Here is a 15615-nt window from a genome sequence, read left to right on the forward strand (position 1 = left end):
CCAAATTGCATTCTGCCTTCATTTGCTTCATATGAAGGACTATCGATCTTATTATTGGCTCGAAGGAAGGCAAAAAGAATGCGAAAGATAGATTCTTTAGACGATCTGGATCAGTTTGATCGACGCATTCTGGAAGTCCTGAGCGAAGATGGGCGCATTCCGGTCACCGAACTCTCGAAAAAGGTCGGCCTATCCAAGACCCCTTGCCAGGCGAGGCTGAAAAGACTGGTCGATGAAGGTTATATTGTCGGCTTCCGTGCTGCAATCGATCCCGAAAAACTTGGTCTCGATCATATCGCCTTCACGACAGTTAAATTGTCCGACACCCGCGAAGCCGCACTTGAAGCATTCAACACGGCGGTGCGCAAAATACGCGAAGTCGAAGAATGCCACATGATTGCCAGCTCTTTCGACTATCTTCTGAAAGTGCGAACGCCCAACATCCGGCGTTACCGCGAGGTGCTGGGCGAAAAGATTTCGAGCTTGCCCAATGTGGCGAGCACATCCACTTTTGTGGTCATGGAGTCGGTCAAGGACAATCGCCCGGTCAGGGTCTATCCGGGCGCGATCTGACAATGAGAAAATGGCGGGTTACCCCGCCATTTCAATTCTCTTTTCTCAATTCAGGCCGAGCGTGCCGCGCAGGGTGGAGAGATCTTCGGCAAGCGTGGTTACCGGACCGGCCAGCGCCTTGCGATCATCTTCCGACAGCTTGTCGTAGGACTCGTAGCCATCGCCCTTCTTGTACTTGGCGAGAATGTCGTCGACCGTCTTGAAGTTGGCTTCCACCTTCTTCACGAGGTCCGGATTTTCCTTTTCCAGCAATGGCTTGAAAAGCTCGACAATCTTTTGGGCACCGTCGACATTGGCCTTGAAATCCCAAAGGTCGGTATGGCTGTAACGATCCTCCTCACCGGAGATCTTGGTTGCCGCCACTTCTTCGAGCAAGGCAGCAGCACCGCCAACCACCTTCTCTGGCGGCACGGTGAGGTCTTTCACCCGCTTCTGGAGCTCCAGCACATCTGCATAGAGCTTGTCTGCAATGGGAGCGAGATCTTCGGTCGAATTCTGCGCGAACAGGCCGTATTCGATACGGTGGAATCCGGTGAAGTCTTCCGACTTCTCACCATTTTCATGGTCATCCGCACGACTGTCGATCGAAGCGTCGAGATCAGCGAAGAGTTCGGCAATCGGTTCGATCTTTTCGTAGGAGACACGGGTAGAGGGATAAAGCGCCTTAGCCTTTTCCAGATCGCCTGCCTTGACCGCATCGGTAAACGCCTTGGTGTCCTTGACCAGAACGTCGAGGTTTTCCTGCACATAGACCTTGTAATCAGCGATCGGCTGAACGAGGTCCAGCGGTGAAACTTCGGCCTTCGCAGCGCCGAAGCTGAGCGTAAGGGCAACGGCACATGCCGATGCAAGCAATGGCAGACGATACTTCATATTTTGCCTCTCCACGTGGGACGCATTTCAAAAAATGCGCGTAAAATCAAAATGTTCTGGTAGTTTCCTTACCCGCGGGCATTTTGCGGACCGCTGGCCTCCAAAAGTGCGCGCGCGTAGTAGTCCTTGTGATCCTCAACACCTGGCAGCGCGAAGAAATACCCACCCCCGATCGGCTTCAGATATTCTTCCAGCGGCTCACCGTTGAGCCGGTTCTGAACCGTGATGAAGCCCTTTTCCAGATCGGCCTGATAGGCGATGAAGAGCAGGCCCATATCAAGCTGGCCCGATTTGCTGACGCCGTTGGAATAGTTGAACGGACGACGCAGAATGAGGTGCTGCTCCGCATTTGCATCGCGCGGATTTGCCAGACGGATATGCGAGTCGAGCGGTGTGATTTTGCCGTCAGCGTCCTTCGCATAATTGGGAACATCGGTTTCGGTTTTTCCGTCGAATGGCGCTCCGCTATCCTTGCGCCGTCCGAAAATGGCTTCCTGTTCCTGTAGCGGCGTACGATCCCAGCGTTCGACAAAATTACGGATGATGCGCACGGCCATATAGCTGCCATTGGTTGCCCAATCAGGCTCCGCATTTTTTTCACCCACCCAGACGATGCGGTTCATCAACGCTGCATCGGATGAATCAGGATTGGCAGACCCGTCGCGGAAACCCAGGAAATTCCGCGCACTTTCTTTCGCCTTAGGCGAATGCGGCGGCTGCACAGGAACCGTCCCTTCCTGTTTCCAGCGCACCATCAAAAGGTCGGGCATGTTCTTCATGATGTCGCGCAGGGCGTGAATGTTCGTGTCCGGCGTATTTGAACAGAACTGAATTACGAGGTCCCCATGGCAGATGTCCTTTTGCAAGGCATCGTTGGGAAAACTCGTCATGCGCTGCAGAAGTTTCGGCTTCAACGGTTTCAGACCAAAACGGTCATCGAACAGAGACGAACCAAGCGCAACCGTAACGGTGAGATTGTCGGGTGTGACGACCGGACCAAGAATGCCGGAATCCGAGGGCGGAAATTTTGCATCGAGTTCCGGCGGCGTCCCGCCTTTCATCAGAAATTCGGTCCTCTCGGTGAGCAGTCGGAACATGCGCTCGAGTTCGGAGCGGTCCCGCGCCAAAACGTCGAAAGAAGCAACGAGCCCAGCGGCGGGACGCGGCGTGACGATACCTGGCTGGTGCTTTCCGTAAAAAGCCTGGCTTTCGTGAAGCTTCTCGCTTTCCGGCGCGTTGGTCACATTCTCAGAAGAAAGCGCTTGTGCTGCCTGAGGTGCAAGCACGCTTCCAACAGTTCCGGCAACACCCGCGGCTCCCGCACCCAGCAGCAATGCGCGCCGAGCGGACGAAACAGGTTCTTCAGAGGTTATCTTATCGTTTTTAAAAAATTTTCTGATCATCAATCTACTCCCAGCTGATCGCGGAGTTTCGTAAATTGCGCAGCAAGTTGTGCCGCGCCGTCCTTGAATTTCGCCTTTTCATCAGGCGACAGTGCGTCATACGCCTTGAAACCATTGCCCTGAGCGTCCGCACCGAGCAGCGACTTGATCGAAGCAGCGTCCTTGTCGATGTCTTCGAATGCCTTTTGATCAACCTTTTCGACAATGGGGCGCAGGACATCGGCAGTCTTGATGGCGCCTTCCAGAAGGCCCGACAAAGCCTGCAGATCAGTATGTGCATAGCGGTCCTCACCTTCATCCGACGCTGTTGAAGCGAAACGGTTCAGGGCGGAAGCAGTGCCCGCCATCATGCGGTCCGGTGAAATGCGAAGCCCGCGAATGCGTTCTTTCAAGACAGTGGCATCCTGCTCAAGCTTGCCAGCCACAGCTGCCAGTCCATCGACGGATTTCTGTTCGAACAGACCATATTCGATACGGTGCAAACCACCGAAGCCTGCGTCCTTCTCGCGCTTTTCGAAATAATCGGCACGGGCATTAATGGCCGTATCGAGATCGGAAAATGCTTCCGAGACGGGCGAAATGCGCGCATAGGCGGCACGCGCCGGACCATAGGCGGCGTGTGCGGCTTCCAGATTACCGCTCGCTATTGCGGCGGAAAGCGCCGCAACAGCTTTCTGGAATTCAGCAACCTCGGTCGTGAGATAAATCTGATATTCAGCCAGTGCTCCGATAAAAGCTGTAAGGGGCAGTTTGCCCTTTTCCGCTTCGCTGGCAGCGGTCGCAGTTACGGTCAGCTTGCCCCGAGGATTGGAAAGAAGCCCGCAGGTAATCTGGTATTCGCCAGGCGCCAGCTTTGCTGTGATTGTCTGCTTGAAGCCCGGCGCAATATTCTCGCGCTCTTCGAGAACCATCACACCATCGAGGATTTCCCACTCGACCGTGCGATCCGACTTGTTGATGATTTCAAAAACCGAGCGCCCGGCCGGGACGGTCAATTCGTTCGGTTCGCAGCTTTTCGCGTTGATTGCGACTTGTATCTTGTCTCCACCTTCTGCATGCCGCGCTTTGTCCGATACACGGGATGCATAATAGAATGCAGCGCCGGCAGCGAGCAGCAGCAGCACGGCGAGGGCCAGTCCTAGGCGGACCAGATTGCGCGACATCGGTTCTGTAGGCCTCGGGTTCGTCATGAAAATCTCTTTTATTGTGCGCTTGTCTTGATCTGGCTTGCGGTCGCTGATCCGCTCGCTGGCATGAGAAACAGGATGAGTGCCGGAACGAGGAAAGCCACATAGGCGACCACTTCGCTGACAGTCGGGGTTGCGATATATCCGAAAACGCCAGCCAGAACCGAGCCGAGCGTACTGTCTAGCGGGAGAATGTCGCTCGCGTCGAAAACGACTGCCTGGAAGTGGTTCCAGATACCTGCCTCATGCAGTGCCATGACAGAATTGGCCAGAATGCCCGCCGCGATGATCAGGATGAAAACGCCCGTCCAGCGAAAGAAGCGGCGGAGGTTCAACTTCAAGCCGCCTTTAAAGATGCCGTATCCAACCGCCGCTGCAAGCAAAACGCCGAGCAGCGCGCCCACAGGCGCCGCCGGACCTTCGCTCTGCTGGAAAGCAGCCAGCAAAAAGAAAACGGATTCAAGCCCTTCACGCGCCACCGCAAAGAAAACCATGAGAATAAGACCAAAGCCCTTGTGCGTTGGTGTCTGGAACGCCGCATCGATGGAATGATGCAATTCCGCCTTGATGGAGCGCGCCGCCTTGCGCATCCAGAACACCATTGAAGTGAGGACGAAAACCGCAATCAGACCAATAATGGCCTCGAAAAGCTCCTGCGCTTTCTGAGGAAATTCCGCGCTCAGAAGCTGCAGGATCGCGCCAACAGTCAGCGACATGGCCAGAGCCAGCAGAATGCCAATCCAGACCACAGGCATCCAGGCGCTACGCCCGGTTTGATGGAGATAAGTGGCAATAATCCCCACGATCAGCGCAGCTTCCACGCCTTCGCGGAACATGATGAGAAAAGGTACAAGCATTCCGACTATCCAAAAGACAGAGAAATCGGCCTGTCCCATGGTCGCTTCTCTTCAAACCCGGCATGAAGCCTTCGTCATTTGGTCATCTTTTATATCCGCACTGCCAGCCCTGCAAGTTAAATGAAGTTGACCGGGGCAGGAATGTTTTAGAATTATTCTAACCATTTCATAAGCTTATAACCGGGGTTGGAGGAGATCGTAGTCCAACAAGTTCGGATATAATTGTATAAGGCATTGAAAATGCACCTAAGTCATCTCCGCGTAACCGGTTAGCAGATGGCAGTGGGCAGAGATGAACTGGCCTCGATCCGGAGCAGGCCGCGGATCAGGACTTCCTCTCTCCCTTTCGCCCAACCTTTATCTCTTCGAGATTGGGATTGGTATCGTCGTCGCTTTTGCGATCCCGGTGGTAATTCGCGTCGAGATGAAGCGATGCTATCGTTTGTTGTGTGATCGCTGCCAAGAAGCTTCGAGCCTCGGAATCGATCTTGGAGTCGAGTACGCCCCTACAACGAAAGATTGTTTCGATTTGAAGCACGACTTTTCCGTTGAGGAACACAAATATTGACCAATGACCCGCTGGGAACAGTCAAAATGGGAAAAGTTTCAGAATTTTCCGAAATGGTCAAAAATTTCGTGTTTCAGGGGTTGAAGATTGGAGCAAGGTGATACATATCACAGTCACTTACCGCTGTGCCTCCTCCCATTGCGCGCGGTAAGTGTTCCCCTCTGGAGGTTTGCCTATAAGGCACCTTCATAACTTAGCCGGACTTCCCAGTCCGGCTCTTTTTTTTGCCTGGAATCCGACTAGCGTCTCGTTTGACCGCATAGATGCAACCAGCACATCTTTCTGTTTTAAAAGAACAATCCGGGAGAGACGCCTCGACCAGAGTCGCCTTTTACGCAGATTAACTTAAATCTAGTTAATCAATAAATCCTGCCTGTCCATGCGCAAAAAAAGCGCCGCGTTTCCGCGGCGCTTCTTGTCGACAAAACTGCGTATCAACTCATCCGTAGGCAGCTACAGGCGGGCATGAGCAGATGAGATTTCTGTCACCGCCCACATTATCCACGCGGCTGACCGGTGGCCAATATTTTGCTGTCGCGTCAAAATCGCCATTGATAGCGCTTGCCGGGAACACCGCTTCCTCACGGGTATAAGGATGTGTCCATTCGCTCGCCAGCGTATCGCCTGCCGTGTGCGGCGCATTGGCAAGCGGATTGTCGTCCGCAGGCCAGACACCATCCGCAACCTTTTTCGCTTCAGTTGCAATGGCAATCATCGCATCGCAAAGACGGTCGATTTCCGACTTCGGTTCAGACTCGGTCGGCTCGATCATCAGCGTACCGGCAACCGGCCAGGACATGGTCGGCGCATGGAAACCGTAGTCGATGAGGCGCTTGGCCACGTCTTCCACGGTCACGCCAGCGCTGTCCTTCAGAACGCGCGTATCGACAATGCACTCATGCGCCACACGATCATGTGCGCCGGTATAAAGGATCGGATAAGCGTCCTTCAAACGATGCGCAATGTAGTTGGCATTGAGGATCGCAGCCTCGGTCGCCTTCTTGAGACCAGCGCCGCCCATCATACGGATATACATCCACGTGATGACCAGAATGGATGCGCTACCGAACGGCGCCGCCGAAACAGCGTGCTTGGAACCGATATCCACATGGCCCGGCAAATACGGCACCAGATGCTTGGCAACACCAATCGGGCCTACGCCCGGACCGCCGCCGCCATGCGGGATACAGAAGGTCTTGTGCAGGTTCATGTGGCAGACGTCAGCGCCAATGTCGCAAGGACGGGCGAGCCCGACCAGCGCATTGAGGTTCGCACCGTCGAAATAGACCTGACCGCCATTTTCATGGACGATTTCGCAGAACGCCTTGATGCCTTCTTCGAACACGCCATAGGTCGAAGGATAGGTGATCATGAAGGCAGCGAGATTATCACGATGCTTCTCGGCCTTGGCTTTCAGATCGTCGATGTCGATATCGCCATCCGGACGGCAATTGACCACGACAACGCTCATGCCAGCCATCGAGGCGCTGGCCGGATTGGTGCCATGTGCAGACGATGGAATAAGGCAGATGTTGCGATGGCCTTCGCCCCGCGACTGGTGATAGTGGCGAATGGCCAGCAGACCGGCATATTCGCCCTGGCTACCTGCATTTGGCTGTAGCGAAACGCCAGCAAAGCCGGTGACTTCACAAAGCCAGGCTTCGACATCCGCCGTCATCCTGGCATAGCCTTCGGTCTGTGCCGCAGGCGCAAACGGATGCAGATTAGCAACCGTGTTCCAGCTCACCGGCATCATTTCTGCTGCCGCATTGAGCTTCATGGTGCAGGAGCCAAGCGGGATCATTGCGCGGTCAAGCGCCAGATCCTTGTCGGCCAGACGACGCAGAAAACGCATCATCTCGGTTTCGGAACGATGCGAATGGAATACTTCCTGCGTGAGGAAGCCTTCACCGCGTCCCTTGCCGGGCACGAGAACCTTGTCACCGTCGACCAGCTTGGCACCAAACAGAACGGCAAGCGCTGCAAGATCTTCCTCGGTCGAGGTTTCATCGAAGGTTACGCCGACCGTGTCCGCATCGATGACACGAAGCAGACGACCGCCCTTGTCAGCTTCGTCAGCAATGGCCTTCGCCTTTCCGGCAACCTTGATGCTGACCGTATCGAACAGGCTATCGCCTGCGATTTCGACACCCGCGGCCTTGAGGCCGGAAGCAAAGCGGGCAGCAAGACCGGCAACGCGGGTGGCAATCGCCTGCAAGCCTGCCGGGCCATGCCAGATCGCGAAGGATGCGGCCATATTGGCAAGCAGGGCCTGCGCAGTGCAGATGTTGGAGGTCGCCTTGTCACGACGGATATGCTGCTCACGGGTCTGGAGCGCCAGACGATAGGCCGCACGGCCATGCGCATCGACCGACTGGCCGACGATGCGGCCGGGAATGATGCGGGTCAGAGGTTCCGACACAGCCAGATATGCGGCATGTGGGCCGCCGAAGCCCATCGGTACGCCGTAACGCTGCATGGAGCCAACGGCCATGTCCGCGCCCCACGTCGCAGGCGCTTCCATGATCGTCAGCGCCAGCGGATCGGCAACGGCAATAACGAGTGCGCCCTTGGCCTTCGCATCGGCAATCACCTTGCTGAAGTCGCCGTAGACGCCGCGTGTATCCGGCCACGGCACGACGATGGCAGCAGTATTGTCATCGACAGTGCTGTCGGTTTCGATCTGCCAGCCGAGTGGTTCAGCGCGGGTGTTCACCACATCAACCGTCTGCGCATGCAGTTCGCCTGCAAGCAGGATACGGCTGCGCTTGTCGCGGTGATGACGGCAGGCAACGCCAATGGCTTCAGCAACCGCAGTCGCTTCATCGAGAAGCGAGGCGCAGGCGACCGGCAGGCCGGTCAGTTCTGCAACCAGCGTCTGGAAGTGGAACAAAAGCTCAAGACGACCCTGGCTGATTTCCGACTGGTACGGCGTATAGGCGGTGTACCAGGCAGGATTTTCAAACAGATTGCGCTGGATGACCGGCGGCGTATGCACACCATGATAGCCCGCGCCGATGAAGCTCTTCTTCACCACGTTGCGGCCCATGATGGCGTTCAGCTCTGCAAGCGCATCGGATTCACTGAGCGGCGCCGGCAGATCAAGCGCACGGTTCAGACGGATAGACGCCGGAACCGCCTGGGTGATGAGGGTTTCCATGGAAGGAAGGCCGAGCGCCGCAAGCATTGCGCGCTCGTCTTCCAGTCTCGGCCCGATATGGCGGGCAACAAAGGGAAGAACCTGCTGGGTCATCACGTTATCCTACCAGTTTGTCGTAACCGGCCTTGTCGAGGAGACCGGAAAGCTGGCTTTCATCGGAAAGCTTCAGCTTGAACAGCCAGCCCTCGCCTTCCGCAGCCTGATTGATAAGAGCCGGATCGCTTGCAACGGCTTCGTTGACTTCGACCACTTCGCCATCGACCGGCGCATAAACGTCGGAAGCGGCCTTGACCGATTCCACAACCACGATGCCTTCGCCCTTGGCCGCCGTGCGGCCGACGTCCGGCAGCTCGACGAAAACGAGGTCACCCAGTTGTTCCTGTGCGTGGATCGTAATGCCGACAGTGGCAACGCCGTTTTCGACGCTGATCCACTCGTGATCTTCGGTGAACAGGATATTGGCCATGGAAATCATCCTTTGCGATAGCGATGCGGAGTAAAGGGAAGTGCTGAAACGTCAACGGGCACCTTGTTGCCGCGAACGTCAGCGAAGACACGTGTGCCGGGGGTAGCGAGGCTTGCCTCTACATAACCCATAGCGACCGGGAAACCTGCTGATGGGCCAAACCCACCGGAAGTAACGGTGCCAATCTGGCGACCGGATTCATCAAAAAGATCGGCGCCAGCGCGGACCGGCTGACGGCCTTCAGGCTTCAAGCCGACACGCTTGGCCGACGCGCCCTTGGCAATGGCGTCCAAAACGGCCTTTGCGCCGTTGAACGCAGCTTTTTCGCGCACAGGCTTGGTGATCGCCCAGGTGAGACCGGCCGAAACCGGATCGGTTTCCGGCGTGATATCCTGACCGTGCAGGCAGAGACCGGCTTCAAGTCGAAGGCTGTCGCGTGCGGCAAGACCGATCCATTCGACGCGTTCGTCGGCAAGCAGCTTTTCAGCAAGCGCGCGGGCCTCATCGGCTGGCAGGCCGATCTCGAAACCATCTTCGCCGGTATAGCCCGAACGGGTCATGAACCAGCCCTGCTTCGGCTCGAAACCGCTCATGAAGGCAAGCTCCGCACCTTTGAGACCGGAATCATTGATGACGCTTTCAGCTTCGGGCCCCTGAAGGGCGAGAAATACACGGTCGAGCGGATTGACGGTTACGTTCTTGCCGGAAGCAGCTTCGTTCAGATGTTCGATATCGGCATCGGCATTGCCAGCATTGGCAACGACCATGAAACGGTCTTCACCAAGGCGCGTGACGATCAGGTCATCCAGCACGCCGCCATTTTCGTTGAGGAAGAACGTATATTTAGACTGGCCTTTCTTCAGCACTGTCGGATCAAGCGGACAGGTTTCAGCAAGAACTGCGGCAGCCTCCGCGCCCGAAACCTCGATCAGCTTCATATGAGAAATATCGAAAAGGCCCGCATGTTCACGCGTGTGAAGATGTTCCTTCATGACGCCCAGCGGATAGGTTATCGGCATGTTCCAGCCGGCAAATCCGCCGAAGCGTGCGCCAGCCTGTTCATGCAGATCCTGCAAAGGCAGGGTATTCAAATGTGCGGTATCGCCCATAACAACTCCAGAGTCGCACGTGTGCCTCCGCAAAATGCGGTTGCTTCGTGCCCCTCTGTCTCAGGCCTGAGAGACTCGCATGGCTAAAGCCATACTTACACCTTCGGCGCAGGGTTACCCCTGACTTTCCAGAGTTGTCTTACCGGTCTGCGGTTCCTTGTACCTGAGAGATTTCGGGCGATTTCCCCTTCGGCGGCCAATTGGCGCTCTCCCGCAGACAGACAGTGCAAGAACGTCATATGATATGGCGTCCCGACACCCGACGAAACTCCCTTAACCCAATCCGGCGCGCAAGTCATGTGGAATTGTTGTCTCTAACCGACGATTTCCCGGACTTTTGCGACAAAATTTGAAGCCTACGGGATACCCGGATCTATACTTCATTATACAAGGCTGTCTCGATACGAAGGACATCGCGCAATTACGCGCGCGAGGCGTCTTAACAGGCAGTTGCGCCAGTACAATTTGTGGGAGCAACTTTCTGGACGGCAAATTTTTAAAGAAGTTTTAACCGGTTAGCCGCCGAAGCAGCCTGAATCGAGCCGATTTCCCCAATTCGGCATGAGATTGTGATCGCATGATGACCGAGCTGCGCAAAAGACGTGCAACTGACAAGCTTAAACGCATTGCAGCTATGCAAATCTGTCTCTCCAATTCGAAATGCTTCGAGCCTATATGCTGGTTGCAACAAAGAGATAAGATTTTTACTAGGTGAGAGAAATGAACCTGATCCGCTCGTACAACAACTGGCGCCGTTACCGTAACACCGTAAACGAACTGAGCCGCCTGAGCCCACGTGAACTGAACGACCTCGGCATCCTGCCTTCGGAAATCCCGTTCGTCGCACGCAAGGCCGCTGCTCGCTAATAGCGCACCGGAAGGCATTGGCCTTCTTCGAGGATCGCGAGTCCCCATAATTGCGCGGTCCTACAGTTTCCAGAATATCGCCGGGGTGTTTTCTCCTCCTCCCATTCCCTCGGTGATACAAGACCGGATATCCTCCTCCCAAGTCCGGTCTTCCCCATAAAACACCCGTCGCTTCCTCCCGCGACGGGTGTTTTCGTTTGGAGATTACCGCGCCGCGACCACCTCTATCTCGACCTTGAACTCCTCACGCGTGAAACCGGAAACGATCATCAGTGTCGAGGCTGGCGCGGGCTGCGGGAACAGCCGGTCGCGAACATCCATATATGGGCGCATATAGGCTCGGTCGGTGACATAGGCATTGATACGCACCACATCGGATAGGTCCATGCCTCCATCGCGCAGGATGCGGCTAATGTTTTCAAAGCAGAGTTCCGCCTGAGCGCCGACGTCTGCCGGGACATTTCCGTCCGGCGCGATGCCGAGCTGACCGGAACAGAAAATCATTTCTGCACCGGCTTTCACTTTCACGCCATGGCTGTAGGCGGCAAAGGGTGCGGCCATGTCGGCGGGCAGCAGATGTTTCAAAGTGCTCATCGTATATCCTCAAGCTTTCGGCGCAGCGGCCAGCATTTCTTTCAACCTTGCCGCCCCGGCGGCAATATCTGCTTCGCTCGGACTAATGCCCGCCGCCAGGAGCCGACGCGCAATCATATGATCTGCCGGGCGGTTGATGGAATCGACAGCCACAAGCCTGTCACCGGCAAAGTGAAAGATGGAGAATGCGTTTTCTTCCGGGTTTCCCGAGAGGATATGCCGGTCGGCATCGAATGACAGTCCTGCCGTCTGCAACTTCATATCGCCCTGATCCGACCAGAACCATGCAATTTCCCTAAACGGCGCCTCGCGCCCCACAATGGTACGAGCGACATGCTTTGCCTGATCTGTCGCATTTTGCACCGATTCAAGCCGCACCCGACGACCGGCCTGAAAATGATCGTAGCTTACGCAATCGCCGATAGCGTAGACGTGGCTCGCAGACGTGCGCAGGTTCTCATCCACAACAATGCCGTTGTCGATCGCAAGCCCAGCCATAACAGCAAGCTCCACGTTTGGCACCGCACCCGTACCGATCACAACCATATCGGCCGGGAATATGGTTCCGTCTGCAGCTTCCACGCCTGTCACACTACCCTTTTCACCCTCAATGGCCGTCACGCCGAGACCCGTCAAAACTGTGATACTGGCGGCGCGGCTGCGCGCTTCCACATGGGCGGAGATGTGCGTTGCAACCGAACGCCCCAGCACACGAGGTGCTGCCTCGATCAGAACCGTCTTTTTGCCAAGCGCGATTGCGCTATGAGCCATTTCCAGGCCAATAAAGCCGCCGCCAATAATGACCACATTCTCAACATTGGGCATTGCTGCCGCGATGCGGCGGGCATCCTCCATCCGGCGAAGTGTGAAAACACCGTCAAGCTCGACACCTGACAAATTGGGAATGCGGGCACGCGCACCGGTCGCGAAAATCAGTTCGGACCAGCTCAGGACTCGCCCGTCATCAAGTGTGACCGTCTTGTCTGCAATAGATACGGCATCGACGCGATGACCAAACATCATCTCGATATTATTGTCGCGATATGCCGATTCCGGGCGCAGAACCAGACCGCCCCCCTCCGGCGCTTTCAGATAGGATTTCGACAGTGGGGGCTTATGATAGGGAATATCGGTTTCGTCATTGATGAGAATGATTTCGCCTGCATAGCCTTCCTGCCGAAGACTGATCGCGGCCTGCGAGCCAGCATGGCCAGCCCCAATGATAATGCATCTTTCGTCCATAGGACCTCCGGAACTTTCCGCACATCATAAACCTGTCGCGGCCCGTCACGTGACCAAATAGCCACGGATTCACACCTTAATTGCACGCAATCCGTATATTTAAAACATTTAGTTTGACCGATCGGTCAGATTGTTTAGTAGGATGCACTCAAATCTGGTTTGACGCGCATCTTGTTCCGAAAAACCGTTTCACACTTTTCGGGATGCGCTCTAACGCCCTTGGCCCGAGCGTGTAGGAGTTGCAGTCTTGAAACGATATTGGTCCGATTATACGAGCGAGGCGTTCTCCCGCCTCGAGCGTGAGAAGCTCGTGGCGGTTCTGCCGGTTGGTGCAATCGAGCAGCATGGACCGCACCTTCCGCTGGCCGTCGACGCTGCCATCGTTGACGGCATTGTCAAGGAAACCATCGCCCGCCTGCCTGAAACGAGCCATGCGCTTTTCCTGCCGACGCAAGCCATCGGCAAGAGCAATGAGCACAGCCGTTACCCTGGCACATTGACGTTTTCAGCAGAGACCATCATTCGCATGTGGTGCGAGATCGGCGCTTGCGTGGCAGCAAGCGGTGTCCGCAAGATGGCGCTGCTCAATAGCCATGGCGGCCAGATCAGTGTCATGGATATCGTAGCGCGGGAGCTTCGCATCCGACACAACATGCTTGTTGTAAGCATCAACTGGTTCGGCCTTGGAATGCCGGAAGGTGTATACACCGATCACGACCTGAAGCACGGCATTCATGCTGGCGACATGGAAACCTCGGTGATGTTGGAGATGCATCCCGATCTCGTCGATATGTCGAAAGCACAGGATTTCCGGACGCTTACGGAAACTTTTGCAAGTGATTTCCAACATCTTTCGCTGAGCGGCGGCGCCAAGCCTGCCTGGCAGATTCAGGATATCAATCCTTATGGCGCTGCTGGTGATGCGACGCTCGCGACCGCGGAGAAAGGTCGAGCGACGATCGATTTTGCCGCCGAGCGCCTGGTAGAGGTTCTGGCGGAAATTGAACGAGCGCCGCTTTCCTGGCTCGACAACAAAACAGCCTGGTAAGGACAATGAGCGTGGCCCCCAACTCGCAAGCTCCATCCTCCCTGATTGAGATAGACGGCGTCTACAAGCAATATGGTACGGGCGTGATGGCCGTGAGCGACATGTCGCTCAGGATCGAACAAGGCCAGTTCGTCAGCTTTCTCGGCCCCTCTGGCTGCGGCAAGAGCACGGCGTTGCGCATGATCGCCGGCCTGGAATCGATTTCAGCCGGAAATATCCGTATCAACGGTCGCGCCCCCGGCAAGGGACCCATCGGCGCGCAGGATATCGGTTTCGTATTTCAGGAGCCGACGCTGATGCCGTGGGCCAGCGTCTTCGACAATGTTTATTTGCCGTTGCGTCTGTCCGGCATTGCCCGCAAGGAAGCAACCCCGCGCGTCGAAGAAGTGCTGGCACAAGTGGGCCTGTCCCGCTTTGCCACGGCATTTCCGAGGGAGCTGTCCGGCGGAATGAAAATGCGCGTTTCCATCGCTCGTGCTCTGGTTACGCGTCCGCGTCTTCTGTTGATGGACGAGCCATTTGCGGCGCTGGATGAGATGACGCGCTTCAAGCTCAACAATGACGTTCTGCGACTTTGGCAGGAACACGGTCTGACCGTGATTTTCGTAACCCACAGCGTTTATGAGTCTGTTTATCTGTCCAACCGGGTAGTGGTGATGGCTGCCCGACCGGGCCGCGTTGTGGCCGACATACCGATCATCGGCCCCTACCCGCGTGCCGAAAACTACCGCACAACCGATGCCTACGCGAGATATTGCGCCAAGGTGTCCGACGCGCTGACCGCGACACTTTCCTCCGAAGATATCGATCATTGAGGACAGGACGATGAATCCGATACAAACCGAACTGCCTGTCCTGAATGTCGAACAGGATCGCCTCGCCCGGCGCGAGCGCGCCTTGCGTATTGTCATGCCGACGCTGGCGATCATAATCGCCCTTGGCATATGGGAAGGTCTCGTCCGTTATTATCAGGTGCCGCATTACCTGATCCCTGCGCCTTCGCTGGTTGCTCAGACGCTTATAAAGGACGGGCCATCGCTGATGGCCTCCATGTGGTTTACGGTCAAGTTGACCCTGATCTCGCTCGGCTGTGCAATTATCGGCGGCATTCTGCTCGGCATGATTTTCGCCCTCTCCCGCCCCATAGAAATGGCGTTCTTTCCATTCGCCGTTATCCTTCAGGTAACGCCGGTCATCGCTATCGCTCCGCTGATCCTCATCTATGTGCGTGATACTTTTTCAGCCCTGCTGATCTGTGCATGGATCGTGGCGTTCTTCCCGATCCTGTCCAACACGGTGATTGGATTGCGCAGCGCCGACCACAACCTGCGCGATCTTTTCCGGCTCTACCGTGCTTCGCCATGGCAGCGCCTGCGCTATCTGCTGGCGCCAAGCGCATTGCCTTATTTCATGGCCGCGCTGAAAATCGCCGGTGGACTGTCGCTGATCGGCGCAGTTGTCGCTGAGTTTGTTGCCGGTACGGCAGGTCAGAGCACAGGGCTCGCCTCACGCATTCTGGAATCGAGCTTCCGCAACGAAATTCCGCGCATGTTTGCGGCACTTTTCCTCGTATCGCTGCTCGGCATCGTGATCTTCCTCGTGACAAGCTGGCTGTCGCGCCTTGTCCTCGGACGCTGGCATGAAAGCGAGATCCGTCGTGAGCGCTAG

The 15615-nt window shown here is 56.0% G+C and carries 14 protein-coding genes and 1 riboswitch; of the genes, 5 read left to right on the top strand and 9 right to left on the bottom strand.

Annotated features, from left to right (window positions below):
* The first annotated feature begins 78 nt into the window (after positions 1 to 78).
* Complete coding sequence (locus ABWW28_RS10475) at positions 79 to 573, top strand: Lrp/AsnC family transcriptional regulator (RefSeq protein WP_113476787.1); 495 nt, start codon at positions 79 to 81, stop codon at positions 571 to 573.
* Positions 574 to 618: 45 nt separating this feature from the next.
* Here ABWW28_RS10475 and efeO (ABWW28_RS10480) read toward each other — a convergent pair whose 3' ends face one another.
* The 7 genes from efeO (ABWW28_RS10480) to gcvT all read right to left on the bottom strand — a co-directional run bounded on the left by efeO (ABWW28_RS10480) (position 619) and on the right by gcvT (position 10196).
* Positions 619 to 1446, bottom strand: a complete 828-nt coding sequence (gene efeO / locus ABWW28_RS10480; RefSeq protein ID WP_025090025.1) for an iron uptake system protein EfeO — start codon at positions 1444 to 1446, stop codon at positions 619 to 621.
* 68 nt (positions 1447 to 1514) lie between these two features.
* Positions 1515 to 2849, bottom strand: a complete 1335-nt coding sequence (efeB, locus tag ABWW28_RS10485; protein ID WP_176587601.1) for an iron uptake transporter deferrochelatase/peroxidase subunit — start codon at positions 2847 to 2849, stop codon at positions 1515 to 1517.
* Positions 2849 to 4039: an iron uptake system protein EfeO gene (gene efeO / locus ABWW28_RS10490; protein ID WP_176587600.1), complete on the bottom strand. Its 1191-nt coding sequence runs from the start codon at positions 4037 to 4039 to the stop codon at positions 2849 to 2851. Before efeO (ABWW28_RS10490) ends, efeB begins: the two co-directional genes overlap by 1 nt.
* An 11-nt stretch (positions 4040 to 4050) precedes the next feature.
* Entirely contained in the window at positions 4051 to 4893 is an 843-nt protein-coding gene (gene efeU, locus ABWW28_RS10495) for an iron uptake transporter permease EfeU (protein WP_176587599.1), read from the bottom strand.
* 1007 nt (positions 4894 to 5900) lie between these two features.
* Positions 5901 to 8714 (bottom strand): aminomethyl-transferring glycine dehydrogenase, encoded by a 2814-nt coding sequence (gene gcvP, locus ABWW28_RS10500; RefSeq protein WP_176587598.1) that lies wholly within the window; start codon positions 8712 to 8714, stop codon positions 5901 to 5903.
* 4 nt (positions 8715 to 8718) lie between these two features.
* Entirely contained in the window at positions 8719 to 9087 is a 369-nt protein-coding gene (gene gcvH, locus ABWW28_RS10505; RefSeq protein ID WP_176587597.1) for a glycine cleavage system protein GcvH, read from the bottom strand.
* Positions 9088 to 9092: 5 nt separating this feature from the next.
* Positions 9093 to 10196 (bottom strand): glycine cleavage system aminomethyltransferase GcvT, encoded by a 1104-nt coding sequence (gene gcvT / locus ABWW28_RS10510; protein WP_176587596.1) that lies wholly within the window; start codon positions 10194 to 10196, stop codon positions 9093 to 9095.
* Positions 10197 to 10336: 140 nt separating this feature from the next.
* Positions 10337 to 10420, bottom strand: a riboswitch (glycine riboswitch).
* Positions 10421 to 10916: 496 nt separating this feature from the next.
* Between gcvT and ABWW28_RS10515 the strand changes: the two genes are divergently transcribed.
* Entirely contained in the window at positions 10917 to 11063 is a 147-nt protein-coding gene (locus ABWW28_RS10515) for a DUF1127 domain-containing protein (protein WP_002965914.1), read from the top strand.
* A 204-nt stretch (positions 11064 to 11267) separates the two neighbouring features.
* On the opposite strand, the gene ABWW28_RS10520 is transcribed toward ABWW28_RS10515, so the two are convergent.
* On the bottom strand, positions 11268 to 11657 hold the full coding sequence (locus ABWW28_RS10520) for a RidA family protein (RefSeq protein WP_176587595.1): 390 nt from the start codon (positions 11655 to 11657) through the stop codon (positions 11268 to 11270).
* Between the two features lie 9 nt (positions 11658 to 11666).
* Positions 11667 to 12899, bottom strand: a complete 1233-nt coding sequence (locus tag ABWW28_RS10525) for an NAD(P)/FAD-dependent oxidoreductase (protein ID WP_176587594.1) — start codon at positions 12897 to 12899, stop codon at positions 11667 to 11669.
* A 247-nt stretch (positions 12900 to 13146) separates the two neighbouring features.
* On the opposite strand from ABWW28_RS10525, the gene ABWW28_RS10530 reads away from it, so the two are divergent.
* From ABWW28_RS10530 to ABWW28_RS10540, 3 genes are read left to right on the top strand one after another with little or no spacing between them, the layout of a single operon-like run.
* A complete protein-coding gene (locus ABWW28_RS10530; protein ID WP_176587593.1) occupies positions 13147 to 13947 on the top strand; it encodes a creatininase family protein in 801 nt (266 codons plus the stop codon).
* Between the two features lie 5 nt (positions 13948 to 13952).
* Complete coding sequence (locus tag ABWW28_RS10535) at positions 13953 to 14762, top strand: ABC transporter ATP-binding protein (RefSeq protein WP_176587592.1); 810 nt, start codon at positions 13953 to 13955, stop codon at positions 14760 to 14762.
* 10 nt (positions 14763 to 14772) lie between these two features.
* Positions 14773 to 15615, top strand: a complete 843-nt coding sequence (locus ABWW28_RS10540) for an ABC transporter permease (RefSeq protein ID WP_006469133.1) — start codon at positions 14773 to 14775, stop codon at positions 15613 to 15615.

The sequence above is a fragment of the Brucella sp. NBRC 14130 genome, assembly GCF_040371715.1.
Lineage (GTDB): Bacteria > Pseudomonadota > Alphaproteobacteria > Rhizobiales > Rhizobiaceae > Brucella > Brucella intermedia.

Bases quoted from the DNA above. Each gene is read 5' to 3' on its own strand.
- gcvT (WP_176587596.1), bottom strand. From the start codon at position 10,196: ATGGGCGATACCGCACATTTGAATACCCTGCCTTTGCAGGATCTGCAT.
- efeO (WP_025090025.1), bottom strand. From the start codon at position 1,446: ATGAAGTATCGTCTGCCATTGCTTGCATCGGCATGTGCCGTTGCCCTT.
- ABWW28_RS10540 (WP_006469133.1), top strand. From the start codon at position 14,773: ATGAATCCGATACAAACCGAACTGCCTGTCCTGAATGTCGAACAGGAT.
- ABWW28_RS10515 (WP_002965914.1), top strand. From the start codon at position 10,917: ATGAACCTGATCCGCTCGTACAACAACTGGCGCCGTTACCGTAACACC.
- ABWW28_RS10525 (WP_176587594.1), bottom strand. From the start codon at position 12,899: ATGGACGAAAGATGCATTATCATTGGGGCTGGCCATGCTGGCTCGCAG.
- gcvP (WP_176587598.1), bottom strand. From the start codon at position 8,714: ATGACCCAGCAGGTTCTTCCCTTTGTTGCCCGCCATATCGGGCCGAGA.
- ABWW28_RS10475 (WP_113476787.1), top strand. From the start codon at position 79: ATGCGAAAGATAGATTCTTTAGACGATCTGGATCAGTTTGATCGACGC.
- efeB (WP_176587601.1), bottom strand. From the start codon at position 2,849: ATGATCAGAAAATTTTTTAAAAACGATAAGATAACCTCTGAAGAACCT.
- gcvH (WP_176587597.1), bottom strand. From the start codon at position 9,087: ATGGCCAATATCCTGTTCACCGAAGATCACGAGTGGATCAGCGTCGAA.
- ABWW28_RS10520 (WP_176587595.1), bottom strand. From the start codon at position 11,657: ATGAGCACTTTGAAACATCTGCTGCCCGCCGACATGGCCGCACCCTTT.
- ABWW28_RS10535 (WP_176587592.1), top strand. From the start codon at position 13,953: ATGAGCGTGGCCCCCAACTCGCAAGCTCCATCCTCCCTGATTGAGATA.
- efeO (WP_176587600.1), bottom strand. From the start codon at position 4,039: ATGACGAACCCGAGGCCTACAGAACCGATGTCGCGCAATCTGGTCCGC.
- efeU (WP_176587599.1), bottom strand. From the start codon at position 4,893: ATGCTTGTACCTTTTCTCATCATGTTCCGCGAAGGCGTGGAAGCTGCG.